The following is a 16,801-nucleotide window of genomic DNA, read 5'->3' on the forward strand; positions in this document are numbered from 1 at the left end:
CTTTCGTTAAAAAGTGCGATAAATAAGATAATATGGGATGCCGCAGTGAGCCTTGAGCTTCGTAACGTCCGGAAAGCCTATGGGGAAACGCCGGTGCTCGACGACGTATCGTTGAGCATGAACGAGCGCGAATTCATCGCGTTTCTCGGGCCATCGGGCAGCGGCAAGTCCACCCTGCTCCGCATCATCGCCGGTCTCGAAACCGCTGACGCGGGTGAGGTGGTTCTCGAGGGGAAGCGCATCGATCAGCTGCATCCTGGCGCGCGTGACGTGGCAATGGTGTTCCAGGCCTATGCGCTTTACCCGCACATGACGGTGCGGGAGAATATGGCGTTCGGCCTGCGCAACGCGCGGGTTCCGCAGGCCGAGATCGACGCCCGCATCGCGCAGGCGGCAGCGGTGCTGGAGATCGAGAGCCAGCTCGACAAGAAGCCGGCGCAAATGTCGGGCGGCCAGCGCCAGCGCGTCGCGATCGGCCGCGCGATCGTCAAGCATCCCAAGCTGTTCCTGTTCGACGAACCGCTCTCGAACCTCGACGCCGCACTGCGCACGCGCACCCGGGTCGAGCTTGCCCAGCTGCGGCGCCGCGTCGACGCGGCGATCATCATGGTGACGCACGACCAGGCCGAGGCGATGACGCTGGCCGACCGGATCGTCGTGATGAACGACCGCCGGATCCAGCAGATCGGTGCGCCGATGGACATCTATACCCGTCCGGCCAACAGCTTCGTCGCGCGCTTCGTCGGCTCGCCCGCAATGACCTTGCTTCCCGCCTCGCTGGTGCCGACTGACGGCTATGCGCGGGTGCGTCTCGGCGACGGGACCGAGGTAACGACCCGGATCGATCGCGCCGCCCTGCCCTCCGGTCCGGTCGAACTCGGCCTGCGCCCCGAACATGTCCGCGTCGCAGCGGCGGGCGAAGGCGCGTGCGATGCCGAAGTGCTGCTGGTGGAGCGGCTTGGCGATCGCACGCTCGTTTATGCCAAGCTGAGCGACGGGCAGGAGATTACCGCCGAAGATGTGGGGCTCAGTGCCGTCAAGCTGGGCGACCGGGTGCGACTCCACATCGATAGCACGGCGGCACATCTGTTCGATTGCAACGGCAACGGCCACCACGCGCAGGTTGCGGACTCCGCGGCATGAGGCGCGGTGATCGTCTCGCCAGCTTCGGCTTCGTCGCGCCGTTCCTGCTCATCTACCTGCTCATCCTGATCTACCCCTTATTCGCGGGAATCGGGCTGAGCATGAAGCGCGTCGATCTGTTCGGCGGGGGCAGTTTCGTCGGCTTCGACAACTATGTGAGGCTCGCGGGCGATCCGATCTTCCACGCCGCGATTGTTCAAACGCTGCTGCTCGCGGCGATGATCGTCCCGATCCTGACCGTGCTCGCATTGATGCTCGCGCTCGCGCTGAACCGTCCGACGCGTGACGCAGCGGTGTTTCGCGGCATCTTCTTTTCCTCGTCGGTGCTGTCGGTGACGATCGTGACCCTGATCTGGCGCTTCGTACTTGCTCCGGACGCCGGCTTGCTCGGTGAAGTGGCGCAGGCCCTGGGCACGCCGCCACTGCCCTTTTTGAGCGATCCGACGCTGGCGCTGTGGGCGCTCGCGATCACTACGATCTGGTGGTCGCTCGGGCTGCCGATGATGTTGTTCCTCGCAGGGCTGCAGCAGATCCCGGGCGACATCTATGAGGCCGCCGCACTGGACCGCGCGAGCCGCTGGACGATCCTGTGGCGCATCACCCTGCCCTCACTTCGCCGCACGCTGGTGCTGGTGGTGATGCTGCAAACAGCCGCACAGCTGCAATTGTTCGGACAGACGCAGCTGCTCACCGCGGGCGGCCCCAACGGTGCGACGCGGACCATGGTACTGTTCATGTTCGAAACCGCCTTCTGGCGCTGGGAGCTGGGCTATGCCGCGGCGGCCGCAGAGGTCCTGTTCCTGCTGATCGTCGCACTGACGCTTGCCCAATATTGGTTCACGATGCGGACTGCGGAGACAAGCAATGGCCGCTGATCGTTCAACTCTTGCATTCCGTCCGGGTGAAGGTCGCGTTCGACCCGCGACACTGATCGCGCTGCTGCTCGCGGCGGCGGTGATGCTGGCCCCGTTGATCTGGACGGTCCTGCTCTCGCTCAAGTCCAATCAGGCGCTGGTCGGCAATAGCGGCGCGGCGCTGCAGTTCCCCTACACGCTAGAAAACTACTGGGCGATCCTGTCGGGGGATCAGGTGTTTCGCTGGCTGCTCAACAGCCTGATCGTGTCAGTCGGCACCACGATCGGCGTGCTCGCGCTATGCAGCCTCGCCGGGTACGGCTTTGCGCGGCTGGAGTTTCCCTTTCGCCGCACGCTGTTCGTCTTCGTCCTGCTTGGGCTGGCGATCCCGGAACAGGCGGTGATCCTGCCTCAGCACCAGCTGTTTGCCGCGCTCCATCTTCACAACAGCTATCCCGGGCTGATCCTGCCCGGATTGGCCGGACCCTTTGGCGTGTTCTTCATGACCCAGTATTTTCGTGCGATCCCGCGGGATCTGGATGAGGCGGCGATGCTCGACGGCGCGTCGCGGCTGCGCATCTTCTGGAGCGTGCTCCTGCCGCTCACCCTGCCCGCCCAGGCGACGCTCGGCGTGTTCACCTTCCTGGCCAGCTGGAACAGCTATTGGTGGCCGCTGATCTCGGCGACGCGCAGCGACATGTACACGCTCACCGTCGGCCTCGCCTCGGCCCAGATGAACTATGCCCAGACCAGCGGCCTCGGCTTCCTGATGGCGCAGGCGGTGTTCGCGTCAGTGCCGATCTTCATCGTCTATGTCCTGTTCCAGAAGCACATCGTCCAGTCGATGGCGGGGACGGCGCGATGAGGATCGCCCTGGCACTCGGCCTCGCCCTCCTCGCCACCGGCTGCGGCAGCAGCAGCGGTGCGGACGAAGGCAAAATCTATCTGCAGCGTTTCTTCGGCGAATGCGGCGCGGCCTATGGCACCGCGACCGACGTCGCCGCGGCAAAGGGCGAATGCGGTATCATCACGTCGATGATCAACAAGTTCAACGCCGAGAACGCGGGCGCGCCGGTCAGCAGCAACGTCGTCGCCTGGCCCGGCTACCCGCAGCTGAGCGCGCAGTTCGCCGCCGGCGACCCGCCCGACATCGTCAGCATGCATGGCGGGGTGATCTCCGACTATGCCGCGCGCGGACTGCTCGAACCGGTCGAACCCTATCTGGAGGCGGCCGGGCTGAAGCCCGACCAGTTCACCGACGCCAGCCGCATGGCCGCGACGGTCGACAACCGGCTCTACGGCCTGCCCTGGGACACGCATGGCGGCCTATACCACATCAACACCAAGCTGTTCGCGCAGGCGGGGCTGATGCGCGACGGCAAGCCGATCCTCCCGCAATCGGCCGAGGAACTGCTCGCCCATGCCCGCCAGTTCAAGGCGCGCACCGGTAAGCCCTATCTGCTGCAAAGCCTTGTCGCCGACACGGCGGCCCAGACGCGGACGCTGTACACCTATCTGATGGCGCAGGACGCGGTGATCTTTCCCGATCCGCTGCACATCAGGCTGCAGACGCCCGAAGCGCGTCGCGTCGTCAATTATTTCAAGGCGCTGACCCAAGAGGGGCTGGGCACGCTCGATCAGGACACTCCGGCGGCAATCGCCGCGTTCCTGAGCGGCGAGGGAGGCATTTACCCGACCGGCACTTGGATGATCGACCAGTTCCATCAGGACTCGATGACGCACGGCCGTCCGCTCTACGGAAACTATGCGGTCTACCCCTATCCCCGTCTGTGGGGAAAACATGCCGAGTTCGTAAGCGGCCATGTCTGGGTGGTGCCCAAGCGCGAGCGGACTCCGGCACAACGCGCGATGATCGCCCGGTTCTTTGCCTTCATGACCGCGCATAACCTGGACTGGGCGCGCACCGGGCATCTTCCGGCCGTGCGCAATGTCATCGAATCGGCGGCGTTCAAGGCGATGCCGCATCGCACTGAGATCGCACCGCTGGCGACCATCGGCCATCCGCTGCCGGGCTATGTCCAGCGTCAGTCGGCGATCGAACGGCTGGTCGGCGAAGAGGTCGGCGCCGCGATCACGGGGCAGAAGACCGTGGATCAGGCGCTGGCCGACGGCGAGCGTCGTGTGAACGAGTTGCTGGCCGAGCTTCCCGTGGTCAGCCCGTCTTCCCCGCCTCGTCGATCAGCGTCATCACGTCCGTAATCAGCGCGATCATTCCTGCGCGTGCCGCTTCGGGATCGCGCGCCTCGATCGCGCTCAGCACTTCGCGGTGCTGCGGCAGGCTGGCGGTGCGCCCCTTGAAGCGGTTGGTAAAGCGGATCGACGTGCGCAGCGCCGTTTCGACAACGTCGCGGAACTGGGCGTAAAAGGGGTTCGCGGACGCTGCGAGGATCGCCACATGGAAGGTGATATCGGCCTCTAACGGATCGTCCTCGCCAACCTCGGCCGCCTCCATCCGGCGATACCCCGCCTGGATCAGCGCAATGCCTGCGGCATCCGCGGCGCGGGCAGCAAGCTCCGCCGCAGCAGGCTCGATCGCGATGCGTAGCTCGGTGAACTGGCGCAGCAACTCGAGCGAGAAGGTGCGCTCGAGCAGCCAGCGCAGCACATCGGCATCGAACAGGTTCCAGTGCGCCGGACGCTGCACCGTCGTGCCCTTGCGCGGGCGCGCGGTAAGCAGCCCCTTGGCGGTCAGCATCTTGACGGCTTCGCGCGTCACCGATCGGCTGACGCCATGCTGCTTGGCCAGATCCGCCTCGGTCGGGAACACGCGCGCATCATAATGCCCGGTGACGATAGCGCGGCCAAGCGAATCGAGCAGTCCATAGGTCAGATTGCGCCCGCCGGTCGCGGCGGTGCTCAGCATCGGCGAGTCAGCCTCCATGCGGTCAGGCTCCGTTTCGGGCGCGGCGCGGGCGCGCCGATCGAACAATGGCAGTCATGAGCATCATTGGCGTTAGTAACGCGGGTCAGTCGAATGCTGCAACGCTTTCGCGGCGTGCAACCATGAAAGCGTCGGCAGCGATGCGCAGCGGCTCGCGGTCGACGGCGCATGCCCGCGCGCCGATCAGCGTCGCGAACCGGTCGTAAATCTGCGGATACTCGCCGTGATCCCCCACCGGCTGGTCCACACCATCGAGCGTCAGGCGCGCACCGCCGTCGCGCAAGGCGATCCGGCGGCCGTCACGCGTGGCGATCTGGATGGTCCACTCTTCGCCCGCATCGAACCGCCAGTCGAACGCGGCGCGCCAGTCCCCGCCAATGAAGTCGATCGTCGCCGCAATCGGCGCCTGCCGATTTTCCGGCACGGACAGGGTTGCGGCGCGCACCAGCAGCGGCATGGGCGCGATCTGCGACAGGATCGACAGCGCATTGATCCCGGTATCGAACACCCCGAACCCGCCGGCATTCCAGATCCATTGCTGACCCGGATGCCATTTTCGCACATCCTCGCGCCACGAAATATGCAGCGTGTCGATCGCCGCATCCGCCAGCAGCGCCGCCGCCCGGGCAACGGCTGGCGCGAATTGCGAATGCCACGCTGTGTAGAGTACCCCGCCCCGTTCCCGCGCCAGCGCTTCGAGTGCGTCGAGCTCGCCCAGCGTCGTTGTGGGTGGCTTTTCGAGCAACACATCGAACCCGGCCAGCAGCGCGTCGCGGGCAAGATCATGGCGAGCGCTGGGCGGCGTGCAGATCGCGATTGCGTCCGCCGCCCCGTCCATTGCTGCCAGCAGCTCGGCAGCGTCGCTGTACCAAGGCACGCCGCCGCCCGGATCGCCGGCTGGCGTGGCAACCGCGACAAGCTCGAAGCGCGGATCGGCTGCGATCGCGGGCAAATGCTGGTCCGCAGCGATCTTGCCGAACCCGATGATGGCGACGCGGATCATCTCATCGCGCTCGGATCGCGGCGACGAATGCGCGCGCCTGAACGCCGACCTCCGCGCTGGTTTGCCCGGCACGATACAGCGCGCCGCCAAGACCGAAGCCGGCGGCACCAGCCGCGACATAGGGGGCCATCGTGTCGGGCGTGATCCCACCGACCACGACCAGCGGAACGTCGCGCGGAAGCACCGCACGCTGCGCCTTCACCACCGTGGGCGATGCCGCTTCGGCAGGAAACAGCTTGAGCACATGCGCGCCTGCCTCAAGCGCTGCAAACGCTTCGGTCGGGGTGAAATAGCCCGGCGCCGAGACCAATCCTGCCGCAGCGGTTGCCGCAATGACATGCGGATTGACGCAGGGGGATACGATGATCCGTCCACCCGCATTCGCGACCTGCGTCACCTGATCGACACGCAGCACGGTGCCTGCGCCGATCAGCGCCGCGTCGCCCAGACGACGGGCGAGCCGCTCGATGCTTACCAGCGGGTCGGGTGAGTTCAGCGGAACCTCGATAATGCGGATGCCAGCCTCGACCAGCGCATCTCCGACTGCGTCGACTTCATCCGGCGTGATTCCGCGCATGATCGCGATCAGCGGACAGCCGGCGAAGTGGGTGGTGAAGGCATCAAGCGAACCCGTCATAGAAACTCCGTGATACGACGAATGCCGGCCAGAAATGCCGCCTCGCCATCGATGACATGGCCGACCGTCCCCATCTGACCGAGGGCGGCGGAATAGAGCGCGCAGAGCGCAGGCGCGCCGACCAGTGCGACGGTCCCGCCCGCTGCCCGCCCCGGCAAGGCGGTCCGCACGTCGTTGCCGATCAGCAAACCGCTGGCATAGCGCGCGTCGTTCCGCCCGCCCCCCAGCAAGTGCCGCGCCCGGATGCCGAACAGCGATGCGAGCAGATCCGCGCCGCCAAGCGCATCGGCAACGCCCGCCGCAAAGGAGTCGTCGGCGCTGACTTTCCCGCCGATTTGCGCCGCCAGGATCGAATGGTCGCGCAACATCGCAAACACCTCGCCCGTCATCATCGTGCGGAACGCGTCGATCCGCCCGTCGCGCATCGCGATCCATTTGGCGTGCGTGCCCGGGTGGCAGATCAGCCCGTCCTCCGGGACCAGCCCGGCTGCAACCGCGCCCAGCGCCTGCACCTCCTCGCCCCGCATGACATCGGCGCTCGCACCGCGCTGACACACGCCCGGCACGATGCCGACCCGGCCGGCTTCGACCCAGCAGATCGCCTGCGAGAGCGCCTGGGCATCGGCCGGGCAATCGACATAGGGGGCCTCGCGCCAGCCACGGTTCGATCCCGCCATCCCCGCGATCAGCATCGCGCGATCGCCCAGCGCTTCCCGGATCTCGGCGGCGGCGCGTTCAAATCCGCCCGCCCCGACCGTAAGAACCCCTTTGGCATCCTCGATCTTCGCGACCAGCTGGCCATCGGCGTCGACCGAGTAGGCCCGGCGATTGGTCGATCCCCAATCGACCGCAATATACCCCTCACGCCAGCTCATTGCCGGCTCGCTTTGCGTCTCGGTTCCATCGCTTCCGATCATACAGGCACGGCCCGGCCTTGCTAGATACAATTTATCGGATAAATAGGTTTAATGCCCGGGTGGGGTTTTGAGGTGACCATGAAGATTGCGCGTATCGAAACGTTTCACGTTCCGCCCCGTTGGCTGTTCGTCCGCGTGGAGGCGGAAGATGGCTGTTTCGGCTGGGGCGAAGCAAGCCTGGAGGGGCATAGCGAAGCGGTCGATGGCGCATTCGAATCGCTGCGGGATCGCTTCATCGGCAGCGACCCCCGGCGGATCGAGGATGTCTGGCAGGTCGCCTATCGCGGCGGCTTCTATCGCGGCGGGGCGGTCCTGATGTCCGCCCTGGCCGGTCTCGATCAGGCGCTATGGGATCTCAAAGGGCGCCATTACGGCCTTCCCGCGTGGGAAATGATGGGTGGGCAGGTCCGCGATAAGGTGCGGGCCTATGCCTGGATCGGCGGCGACCGCCCTGACGATGTCGGTGAAGCGGCTGCGGCGCGCAAGGCGCAGGGCTTCTCGGCGGTCAAGATGAACGCGACCTCCGAACTCGACTATCTCACCGCGCCCCGGTTCGACGACGTGGTTGAACGCGTCCTTGCCGCGCAAGCGGCGGGTATGGACGTCGGCCTCGACTTTCACGGACGCGCGCACCGCGCGATGGCCAAGCAACTTGCGAAGCAACTCGAACCGCTCGGTCTGCTCTTCATCGAAGAACCGATCCTGTCAGAAAATCCCGAGGTTCTCGCCCAGATCTCGAGCCAGGTCAGCATCCCGATTGCGCTTGGCGAGCGGCTCTATTCGCGGTGGGACTTCAAGCCGTTTCTGGCCAGCGGCGCGGTTGATATCATCCAGCCCGACCTCAGCCATGCCGGCGGGTTGAGCGAATGCCGCCGGATCGCCGCGATGGCCGAGGCTTATGACGTCGCGGTTGCCCCGCATTGTCCGCTCGGCCCGCTGGCGCTCGCGGCGTGTCTGCAGCTCGCCGGATGCACGCCCAACGTCGTGCTGCAGGAGATGTCGCTCGGCATCCACTATAATGCCGGCCACGACCTGCTGCATTTCTGCGCCAATCCTGACGTGCTCTCGCCCGTAGACGGTTTCCTGCCCATACCGACCGGCCCCGGCCTCGGCGTTGAAATCGACGAGGCCGCGGTGCGCAAGGCGCATGCCGAGAAATTCCGCTGGCGCAACCCGATCTGGCGACAGGAAGACGGCAGCTTCGCCGAGTGGTGAATTCTGACCATGACAGCAGTATCTGATAAATCTTATAATTAGCTTGTCAGCGGCGGGAGCGCACTTCTATAGCGACCATAAGAAGAGTCGCTCACGAAGCGTCCGGCATGCTGTGAATCATCGAAGGGGAGGATATCGATGCGTTTAAGAACTTTGATCCGCTGTTCCGGCTCTGCGGCAGCGATCGCTCTGGTTGCCGCGCCCGCATGGGCTCAGGATGGCGGAACGCCGACGGCCGAAGCACAGCAGACACCAGCCGCAGAAGGCGACGAGATCGTCATTAGCGGCTACCGCCAGTCGCTCGAGTCGCAGCAGAATATCCGCCGCAACTCGACCCAGATCGTCGACGCGATCGTCGCCGAGGATATCGGCAAGCTCCCCGACATCGCGGTGTCCGACACCGCCGCCCGCATCCCGGGCGTGCAGGTCGAGCGCAGCGGCGGTGAAGCCGGACGCGTCCTCGTGCGCGGTCTCCCCGATTTCGTCACCACCTATAACGGCCGCGAAATCTTCACCGCCGAAACCCGCTCGGTCGCGCTGCAGGACTTTCCCTCGGGCGCCATCGGCGCGATCGAGGTGTTCAAGACCTCGACCGCCAATCTGGTCGAACCGGGCCTTGCCGGCCTGATCAACGTGCGCTCGCGCCGTCCGTTCGACTTTGCCGACTTCCATGTCGCTGGCTCGGCCTGGCTGACCTACACCTATCAGGCGCGCGATTATAACCCGAACGGCAACATCATGGTCTCCGACCGCTGGGATGTCGGCGGGGGCGAAATCGGCGCGCTGCTCGGCCTGTCCTATACCAGCATGCATTATCGGGATTCGACCCGCTCGAACACTGACTTCGTTGCCGGCGGAGGTCCGAACGGCACGCAGTTTCCGGACATCCAGCGCGTGACATATGACGAGGGGGATCGCGAACGTCCCTCGGTCAACGGCGCGATCCAGTGGCGTCCCTCGCCGGGCCTCGAATTCTACGCCGAGGGTCTCTACCAGGGCTTCCGCAACAAGTTGTCGTCGCGTGAGATGGAAGCGGCGCTGTGGGGTGGCTCGGGCTTCTCGAACGCGGTGACCGTTCCCGATCGGCCCGACCTTCTCAAGAGCGCAACGGTCACCAACCCGCGCCGCGTGCAGGGTTATCAGGGCGGCACCTACAACACGACCGACACCTACCAGTTTGCGGTCGGTGGCAGCTTCGAGACGGGCAGCCTGAAGATCACCGCGGACGTCGCACGGACCGACTCGACCTTCACCGGATCGACCGCGAGCGTCGACTATGCCTTTGCCGCTCCGCAGACGATCGTGTTCGATACCAACGCCGACGGAGGCGATGGCGGCGCGGTCTTCTCGATCCCCGGCTTCGACGCGAGCAATCCGGCAAATTATATCTATCGCGGCTTCTACGAGGAAGCGCAGCAGGCCAAAGGCAAGGACTGGCAGGCCCGCGTCGATATCGTCTACGAAACCCAAATGCCGTGGGTGAAGGCGTTCGAAGCCGGCGTCCGCTATACCGACCGCGACGCCCGTCGCGAATACGGCAATCGCTATTTCGATCGCGAGGGTGACCGCCGTCCATTCTCGGCCGTACCGCTGACCTATGAGCTGTTCGATCCCGGCTTCCGCGGCGCCGATCCCCAACCGGGGATCGTGACTTGGCTCTCGCCGACCTATGACAGCATTCGAGAGAATCTGGCGCAGTTGCGGGACTTCAATCAGCCGGGGCTGACCGGCGCGCCTGCGGCCGATCCGCAGCAGACCTGGGACGCGAACGAGAAGCATTTCGCCGCTTATGGCCAAGTGCGCTACGAAATCCCGCTGGGCGGCGAAGCCAGCATCGATGGCACCATCGGCCTGCGATACACGCGGAGCGATCTGGACCTGTCCGGCACGCGCTTCGTGCTCCCGGCGGGCGGCGGCCCGGGCGTGCAGACCCCGACCGTGGTCGAGCGCCGGTTCGAAGCCTGGTTGCCCAACTTCAACGCGCGCATTCGCTTCACACCGCAGATCCAGGCGCGGTTCGCCGTCACCGAGACCCAGACGCGGCCGAACTTCATCGACCTTCGCGCCTCTGGAACGCTTGATCGGCCGAACACCAACGGTTGCTTGGAACTGACCCCGATCCCGGCGGGATGCTACCGCACCGGCAATGGCGGCAACCCGTTCCTGAACCCGCTGACCTCGCGCAACTATGACGCCGCGCTCGAATATTACTTCTCGCGCAACGGCTTTGTGTCGGTCAGCGTCTTCCACCGCGATATGAAGGGCTTCATCGAGGGGAATACCTTTACCGGCACGCTGCCGGACGGCACCCCGCTGCGCCTGAACTCTCCGGTCAATGCAGGAAACGGCCGCATCCGCGGTTTCGAAATCCAGGGTTCGACCTTCCTCGATTTCGTCGGCCTGCCGCAGTTCGGCCTGCAGGGGAACGTCACGAACCTCGATGCCCGGTCGGACTTCAACTATGACGACGGCCTGAACCCGGATGGATCGCCGTTGATCCGCACGGTCAACCGCGAACTCCTGTTCGTGTCGGACTGGTCGGCCAACGCAGCTGTCTTCTACGAAGCCAACGGCCTCTATGCGCGGCTGGCGTACAACTGGCGCAGCGCGTTCCCGCTCACCTATCAGCGCCGCGGCGACCACCTCTACACCGAAGAAGCCGATCCGGTTCAGCGGCTTGATCTGTCGGTCAGCTATGATCTGATGCCCGCGGTGACGCTGTTCGGCGACTGGACCAACATCCTGGGTGATCCGTTCAGCTCGACGCTGACGCGGACCAACACGGTCGGCAATGCCCTGCCCGTGGCGGGCGCGTTCACGGCTACCTATCCGCGCGTCGTCCGCTACGAAGAATCCACCCTCACCGTGGGCATTCGCTTCCGCTTCTGATCGGGGCAATCGGGATGAACATGGGAGCCGGAGAGCCTTGCTCTTCGGCTCCTGTCGTTTGAGGATCATGGGATGAGCAGCGAAGCCCCCCGCGACGAACTGCCGCGCACCCGCGTCGTGATCGTCGGCGGCGGCACCGCCGGGTGGATGGCGGCGGCGGGGCTGATCCGCCGTCTGCCCCATGCCTGCAGCGTGCGCCTGATCGAGTCGGAGGATATCGGCATCGTCGGGGTGGGCGAGGCTACCCTGCCCCATCTGCGCGCGTTCGTCTCGATGCTCGGGATCGACGAGGCAGAGTTCATGGCCGTGACGCAGGCGACCTATAAGCTCGGCATCGAATTCCGCGACTTCGGCCGGATCGGGGACGCCTATCTCCACCCGTTCGGCAATTTCGGCCGACCGCTGAACGGCGTGCCGTTCCATCACTATTGGCTGCGGATGCGCGCGCGGGGTCGCGAGGGTTCGCTGTTCGACTATTCGGTCTGCAACGAAATGGCTGCCCAGGGCCGGTTCGCCCCGCCGACCAACGACGCGGCGTCGCTGCGCTCCAGCTATGGCTATGCCTATCAGTTCGACGCGACTTTGTTCGCCCCCTATCTGCGCGACTATGCCGTCGCGCGCGGGGTCGAACGGACCGAAGGCCGCGTCGTCGATGTGTCGCTCGACCCGCTTTCGGGCGACGTATCCGCGCTGACCCTTGCCAGCGGCGAGCGGGTCGAGGGCGACCTGTTCGTCGATTGCTCGGGTTTTCGCGCGCTGCTGATCGGCGGAGCGATCGGTTCGGCGTGGGAGGATTGGTCGCGCTGGCTCCCCTGCGACCGCGCGGTCGCCGCCCCCTGCCCCTCCCCGGAAGGGCCGATCGAGCCGTACACCCGCGCCACCGCCATGTCGGCGGGCTGGCGCTGGCGCATTCCGTTGCGGCACCGGATCGGCAATGGCTACGTCTTCTCTTCCGCGCATCTTGATGAGGATGCGGCCAGCGCCGCCCTCGTTTCCGCGCTCGAAAATCCGCCGCTCGCCGACCCGCGCATCCTGCGTTTCCGCGCCGGGCGCCGCGCACGCAGCTGGGATCGCAACGTCGTGTCGGTCGGCCTCGCCTCGGGGTTTCTCGAGCCGCTCGAATCCACCAGCATCTATCTGGCGCAGGGCGCGGTCGAGCAGCTGATCGCACTGTTCCCGATCGACGGGCGCATTGCCGATGCCGATCGCGACGAATTCAATCGCATGGTGGACCTTGAATACGACCGGATCCGCGACTTCCTGATCCTCCACTATCACGCGACGACGCGCGATGATTCGCCGTTCTGGAACGACATGCGGACGATGCGTATCCCCGACAGCCTGGCGGAGAAGATGGAGCTGTTCCGCGAAACCGGCCGCGTCGCGCACTATACGCAGGGGCTGTTCTTCGAGCCCAGCTGGCTCGCCGTCTATCTCGGTCAGGGAATCATTCCGCGGCATTGGGACCAGCGCGTCGATGCGATCGACCCGGCACAGCTCGGCGCTGCGCTGGATCAGCTGCACACACAGGTCGCCGCGACGGTGCGCGCCATGCCGAGCCACGACGCAGCGTTGGGGCGGATCGCATGAGCTTGCGCGCGATCCGTTCAGTCTGCGTGGTCGGTAACGGGATCGTCGGCCTTTCGGCTGCGGCCGCGTTCGCCCGCGCCCTGCCCCACGTCGCGGTGACGATCGTGCCCGCCGACCCCGGCCCCGCAGCAGTGGCGGAAATCCAGTGCGCGACCTGGCCGAGCATCCACCGCTTCCACGCCGCGATCGGGCTCGACGAGCGGAAGCTGATCCGTGCGGGCATCGCGACGCACCTGCTCGGCGCGCGCTTCACCAACTGGCCGCAAGAGCGGCAGCATTGGGTGCATGGGTTCGGCGAGCACGGGCTCAAGGCCGGGGACATCCCGTTCCACACGCTATGGCATCGCGCGTTTCAGGCGGAAGAGGCTGAACCCTATTGGCGTTACGGCGCGGCCGCGTTGCTCGGCGCGGCGGGGAAGTTCGTCCACCCCAGCCCCGACCCTGCCTCCCCGCTGGGCGGCTTCCTCTACGCGCTGCGCATCGATCCGCCTCGCTATCGCGCGCACCTCGATGCACTGACCGCCCCGCTGCCACGCCACGCGCCTTTCGCGTCGGTCGAGCGCGGCGAGGATGGCTCGATCACTGCCGTACAGACCGCCGATGATAGCCGCGTCATCGTTGACCTTTACCTCGACTGCTCGGGACCGCAGGCGGTGCTGCGTTCCCCTGGCGGCAATGCGTTCGAATCGTGGGAGCAGTGGCTTCCCGGGCGCACGATGGCAGTGCGCGACGTGCCGGACGACGTCGTCCGCCCGCTCGATCATGCCGAACGGTCCGACAGCGGCTGGCGTTGGCAGTCGCCGCACGCAGGCCGAACGCGGGTAATCGAACTTGGGGACGACACCGGCGGCGTCCCGGTGCGCTTTGGCCGCACGACGCCATGGACCGGCAACGTCCTCGCAATCGGCGATGCGGCGACGGCGATCGATCCCCTGTTCGGCACCGCGCTTCACCTTGCACAAGGCGCGATCCTGCTGGCGCTGGACCTGTTGCCGGGACGCGGCTTAGGACAGGTCGAGATCGCCGAGTATAACCGCCGCAGCGGGGCGGTTTCGACCCGGATGCGCGACTTTCACGCGCTCCACCATCTGGATGTCGGGCATATGACCGCCCCGTTTCCCGAAAGCCTGGCCCGCACGCTTGAGCAGTTCAAACGCCGCGGCCGCCTCCCCCCGTTCGAGGGCGAAGCATTTGAGGTCGATGCATGGCTCGCGTCGCTGATCGGCCTCGGCCTGACGCCGGCTGCAATCGACCCGCTCAGCGCCTCGGTCGACCCGGCGCGCGCAGCACACGCGATGGACGCGCTCGCCGTCCGTCTCGCGCAGGCGACGGAGCGCGTGCCGCCCTACCCGCAACTGCTTGCGCGGTTGCGGGCGGGCTGAGCGCAATCACTTCTTTGCAGTCGGCCGGATGCTGACGCCGACCGCAGGCTCGCCGTCCTTCCACAACAACGGCGCGACATAGAGGTAGCGCTTGTTGTCCAACTTGCGACACCCGGGCGTCGCGGCCCAGGCGTGGAAGGTCACGAACTGCCGTGCGCCGACGGTGACGATGCTCTGATGACCCGGCCCGCTCAGGCATCCCGCTTCGCGGTTGTTGTAGCTGTAGAGGATCGGGTTCTTGGGCGAATCGGTGCACGGTCCCATCGGCCCGTCGCACTTCGCCCAGCCCATCGCATAGGGCGAGAGGCGCTGATGCGTCTCCCAGCCATAATGGTTCGATGAATAGAACATCGCGTAGCCGGTCGGGGTCTTCACCATCGTCGGCGCTTCGATGACATGCGCCTCCCACGGCTTGTCGTTGCGCAGCAGCGCCACGGCGGGGCCTTCCAGCTTCAACCCGTCGGCGCTCATCCGCTGTGCGTAGATGTCGGTCGGCTTGCCGAACTTCGGATTGTTGCCGTCATTCTTGTAATAAAGGTACAGCTTGCCATCGGTGTCGCGGAACGGCGCGGCGTCGATCGTGCCGCCCAGATCGCGCTGGCACACCATCGGCTCGGTTTCCTTCGACACGAACGGCCCGCGCGGATCGCTGGCAAAGGCTGCGCCAACGCATTGCAGCCCACTCTCCTTCTCGCGCGCGGTGATATAGATCACAAAGCCATTGGGTACGCGCAGCACCTCTGGGGCCCAGGTAAAGCCTTCACGCGCCCACACCGGCAGCGTGGGCATGGCATCGTGAATCTTGCCACCTGTCTTGACCAGCGCCCAGTCGGCCAGATTGGTCGAGGTCGCCATCTGCACATTCGCGACATTGCCCGGAGGATTGGTCGCATAGGCATAGAATGTGCCGTCGTGCAGCATCACGAACGGGTCCGCGAAATCCTCCTCCAGCACCGGTGCGAAGGGCGCGTCATCCTTGACCGGTGCAAACGCCGTGCAGGTCAGCGCCAACAGTGCGAGAAACCCGTATTTTGCCATGCCTAACTCCCTTGGCTCCATCATCCCGGCCGGTCGGGTCAAATCGCCCACTCGACCTTTCCAGCCTTTTATCATATAAATCAGTCCAACAGGAAAGACCGTTTATCGCGGTCGGGAGCCGAGCATGAATTTCACTGTGGACCGCGCCGATTTCGGCATGCTGAACGGCGAGCGAGTCGAGCTGATCCGATTGAGCAACGGCGCGATCGAGGCGACGATCCTGACCTATGGCGCGTCGATCCACGCGGTTAAGGTCCCCGACCGCGACGGACGCCTCGACGACGTGGCGATCGGCCATGCGACACTCGCCGAATATGTCGATCAGCCGCAGTTCATGGGATCGACCGTGGGTCGCCTTGCCAACCGGGTCGCGGGTGGGCGCTTTATCCTTGAGGGCTCCGAATATCGCGTGCCGACCAACAACGGCCCCAACTCGCTGCACGGTGGCGATCAGGGGTTCGACAAGGCGAACTGGAGCGTGCTCGCGCTGGACACCGACGGCGCCGCGTCGGTGACGCTGGGCCATGTCAGCCCGGACGGCGATCAGGGCTATCCCGGCATGCTGAACGTCACCGCCCGCTACGCGATCGACGCCGCCAATACGCTGCATGTCGATTATCGCGCGGTGAGCGATGCGGTCACGGTCGTTGCGCTATCGAACCACGCCTATTGGAACCTCGCCGGCGAAGGCAGCGGCAGGAGCGCGCTCGACCACATCCTTACCATTCCCGCCGACCATTACCTGCCCACCGACGCCACCGCGATCCCGACCGGCGAGCTGCGCCCTGTGGCAGGCACCCCCTTCGACTTCCGCGCGCCGATGCCGATCGCTGCACGCGTCCGTGATGCGGGCGAGGCGCAGCTGCGCATCGGGCGCGGCTATGATCACAACTGGGTCGTCGCGCATGACGTTGCCGATGCGCTGCGGCTGATGGCACACGTCCTCGACCCAGTCTCGGGCCGGGCGATGGAGATCCATTCAACCCAGCCCGGCGTGCAATTCTATTCGGGCAATTTCCTCGACGGGAGCTCGGTCAACAAAAGCGGGCACATGCTGCGAATGGGTGACGCCATCGCGCTCGAGCCCCAGCAATTCCCCGACACCGTCAATCGCCCGGAGTTCGGATCGGTGCGGCTGGAGCCGGGCCATGTCTATCGCAACCAGATCGCATGGCGCTTCGGCATCCAGCCCGCCTGAAACCAATATCACGACAGGATCGAAGGAGAGGCC

General features: G+C 65.6%; 14 protein-coding genes. 9 read left to right on the forward strand and 5 right to left on the reverse strand.

Translation table 11 applies throughout. The features are described from left to right. Positions 1-45: 45 nt before the first annotated feature. The 4 genes from ACO05N_RS13810 to ACO05N_RS13825 are packed head-to-tail and all read left to right on the forward strand — an operon-like array spanning position 46 to position 4,217. The gene (locus tag ACO05N_RS13810; RefSeq protein WP_422057647.1) at positions 46-1,143 is read left to right on the forward strand and encodes an ABC transporter ATP-binding protein; all 1,098 of its coding nucleotides are present in this window, start codon (positions 46-48) and stop codon (positions 1,141-1,143) included. Next, positions 1,140-2,018 (forward strand): carbohydrate ABC transporter permease, encoded by an 879-nt coding sequence (locus ACO05N_RS13815; protein WP_422057648.1) that lies wholly within the window; start codon positions 1,140-1,142, stop codon positions 2,016-2,018. The genes ACO05N_RS13810 and ACO05N_RS13815 overlap by 4 nt, the downstream gene beginning before the upstream one ends. Continuing rightward, positions 2,008-2,862 (forward strand): carbohydrate ABC transporter permease, encoded by an 855-nt coding sequence (locus tag ACO05N_RS13820; RefSeq protein WP_422057649.1) that lies wholly within the window; start codon positions 2,008-2,010, stop codon positions 2,860-2,862. Before ACO05N_RS13815 ends, ACO05N_RS13820 begins: the two co-directional genes overlap by 11 nt. Beyond that, on the forward strand, positions 2,859-4,217 hold the full coding sequence (locus tag ACO05N_RS13825; RefSeq protein ID WP_422057650.1) for an ABC transporter substrate-binding protein: 1,359 nt from the start codon (positions 2,859-2,861) through the stop codon (positions 4,215-4,217). The genes ACO05N_RS13820 and ACO05N_RS13825 overlap by 4 nt, the downstream gene beginning before the upstream one ends. Here ACO05N_RS13825 and ACO05N_RS13830 read toward each other — a convergent pair. The 4 genes from ACO05N_RS13830 to ACO05N_RS13845 form a co-directional block, all read right to left on the reverse strand. After that, a complete protein-coding gene (locus ACO05N_RS13830; RefSeq protein WP_422057651.1) occupies positions 4,171-4,899 on the reverse strand; it encodes a FadR/GntR family transcriptional regulator in 729 nt (242 codons plus the stop codon). The two genes, ACO05N_RS13825 and ACO05N_RS13830, sit on opposite strands and share 47 nt — an antisense overlap. Before the next feature lie 85 nt (positions 4,900-4,984). Further along, entirely contained in the window at positions 4,985-5,902 is a 918-nt protein-coding gene (locus ACO05N_RS13835; RefSeq protein ID WP_422057652.1) for a Gfo/Idh/MocA family protein, read from the reverse strand. Between the two features lies 1 nt (position 5,903). Next, positions 5,904-6,539, reverse strand: coding sequence for a 2-dehydro-3-deoxy-6-phosphogalactonate aldolase (locus ACO05N_RS13840; protein ID WP_422057653.1), 636 nt, complete (start codon positions 6,537-6,539; stop codon positions 5,904-5,906). Continuing rightward, on the reverse strand, positions 6,536-7,456 hold the full coding sequence (locus ACO05N_RS13845; protein ID WP_422057654.1) for a 2-dehydro-3-deoxygalactonokinase: 921 nt from the start codon (positions 7,454-7,456) through the stop codon (positions 6,536-6,538). The genes ACO05N_RS13840 and ACO05N_RS13845 overlap by 4 nt, the downstream gene beginning before the upstream one ends. Positions 7,457-7,534: 78 nt before the next feature. Between ACO05N_RS13845 and dgoD the strand changes: the two genes are divergently transcribed. From dgoD to ACO05N_RS13865, 4 genes are all read left to right on the forward strand, one after another. Further along, positions 7,535-8,671 carry a galactonate dehydratase gene (gene dgoD / locus ACO05N_RS13850; protein WP_422057655.1) on the forward strand — a complete coding sequence of 379 codons (1,137 nt, stop codon included), beginning with the start codon at positions 7,535-7,537 and terminating at the stop codon, positions 8,669-8,671. Positions 8,672-8,809: 138 nt separating this feature from the next. Further along, positions 8,810-11,560, forward strand: coding sequence for a TonB-dependent receptor (locus tag ACO05N_RS13855; RefSeq protein WP_422057656.1), 2,751 nt, complete (start codon positions 8,810-8,812; stop codon positions 11,558-11,560). Positions 11,561-11,632: 72 nt separating this feature from the next. Then, complete coding sequence (locus ACO05N_RS13860) at positions 11,633-13,150, forward strand: tryptophan halogenase family protein (protein WP_422057657.1); 1,518 nt, start codon at positions 11,633-11,635, stop codon at positions 13,148-13,150. Beyond that, positions 13,147-14,532: a tryptophan 7-halogenase gene (locus tag ACO05N_RS13865; RefSeq protein WP_422057658.1), complete on the forward strand. Its 1,386-nt coding sequence runs from the start codon at positions 13,147-13,149 to the stop codon at positions 14,530-14,532. Before ACO05N_RS13860 ends, ACO05N_RS13865 begins: the two co-directional genes overlap by 4 nt. A gap of 6 nt (positions 14,533-14,538) precedes the next feature. Here the strand turns inward: ACO05N_RS13865 and ACO05N_RS13870 are convergent, their stop codons facing one another. Beyond that, positions 14,539-15,570, reverse strand: a complete 1,032-nt coding sequence (locus ACO05N_RS13870; protein ID WP_422057659.1) for a glycoside hydrolase family 43 protein — start codon at positions 15,568-15,570, stop codon at positions 14,539-14,541. A 124-nt stretch (positions 15,571-15,694) separates the two neighbouring features. On the opposite strand from ACO05N_RS13870, the gene ACO05N_RS13875 reads away from it, so the two are divergent. After that, on the forward strand, positions 15,695-16,768 hold the full coding sequence (locus ACO05N_RS13875; protein WP_422057660.1) for an aldose epimerase family protein: 1,074 nt from the start codon (positions 15,695-15,697) through the stop codon (positions 16,766-16,768). The last annotated feature ends 33 nt before the right edge of the window (positions 16,769-16,801 follow it).

The organism is Sphingomonas sp. (assembly GCF_965227385.1).
Lineage (GTDB): Bacteria > Pseudomonadota > Alphaproteobacteria > Sphingomonadales > Sphingomonadaceae > Sphingomonas.

Excerpts from the sequence above, each read along its gene's own strand:
- ACO05N_RS13835 (WP_422057652.1), bottom strand. The coding sequence starts at position 5,902 with ATGATCCGCGTCGCCATCATCGGGTTCGGCAAGATCGCTGCGGACCAG.
- dgoD (WP_422057655.1), top strand. The coding sequence starts at position 7,535 with ATGAAGATTGCGCGTATCGAAACGTTTCACGTTCCGCCCCGTTGGCTG.
- ACO05N_RS13865 (WP_422057658.1), top strand. The coding sequence starts at position 13,147 with ATGAGCTTGCGCGCGATCCGTTCAGTCTGCGTGGTCGGTAACGGGATC.
- ACO05N_RS13860 (WP_422057657.1), top strand. The coding sequence starts at position 11,633 with ATGAGCAGCGAAGCCCCCCGCGACGAACTGCCGCGCACCCGCGTCGTG.
- ACO05N_RS13820 (WP_422057649.1), top strand. The coding sequence starts at position 2,008 with ATGGCCGCTGATCGTTCAACTCTTGCATTCCGTCCGGGTGAAGGTCGC.
- ACO05N_RS13815 (WP_422057648.1), top strand. The coding sequence starts at position 1,140 with ATGAGGCGCGGTGATCGTCTCGCCAGCTTCGGCTTCGTCGCGCCGTTC.
- ACO05N_RS13855 (WP_422057656.1), top strand. The coding sequence starts at position 8,810 with ATGCGTTTAAGAACTTTGATCCGCTGTTCCGGCTCTGCGGCAGCGATC.
- ACO05N_RS13875 (WP_422057660.1), top strand. The coding sequence starts at position 15,695 with ATGAATTTCACTGTGGACCGCGCCGATTTCGGCATGCTGAACGGCGAG.
- ACO05N_RS13825 (WP_422057650.1), top strand. The coding sequence starts at position 2,859 with ATGAGGATCGCCCTGGCACTCGGCCTCGCCCTCCTCGCCACCGGCTGC.
- ACO05N_RS13845 (WP_422057654.1), bottom strand. The coding sequence starts at position 7,456 with ATGATCGGAAGCGATGGAACCGAGACGCAAAGCGAGCCGGCAATGAGC.
- ACO05N_RS13870 (WP_422057659.1), bottom strand. The coding sequence starts at position 15,570 with ATGGCAAAATACGGGTTTCTCGCACTGTTGGCGCTGACCTGCACGGCG.
- ACO05N_RS13840 (WP_422057653.1), bottom strand. The coding sequence starts at position 6,539 with ATGACGGGTTCGCTTGATGCCTTCACCACCCACTTCGCCGGCTGTCCG.
- ACO05N_RS13830 (WP_422057651.1), bottom strand. The coding sequence starts at position 4,899 with ATGGAGGCTGACTCGCCGATGCTGAGCACCGCCGCGACCGGCGGGCGC.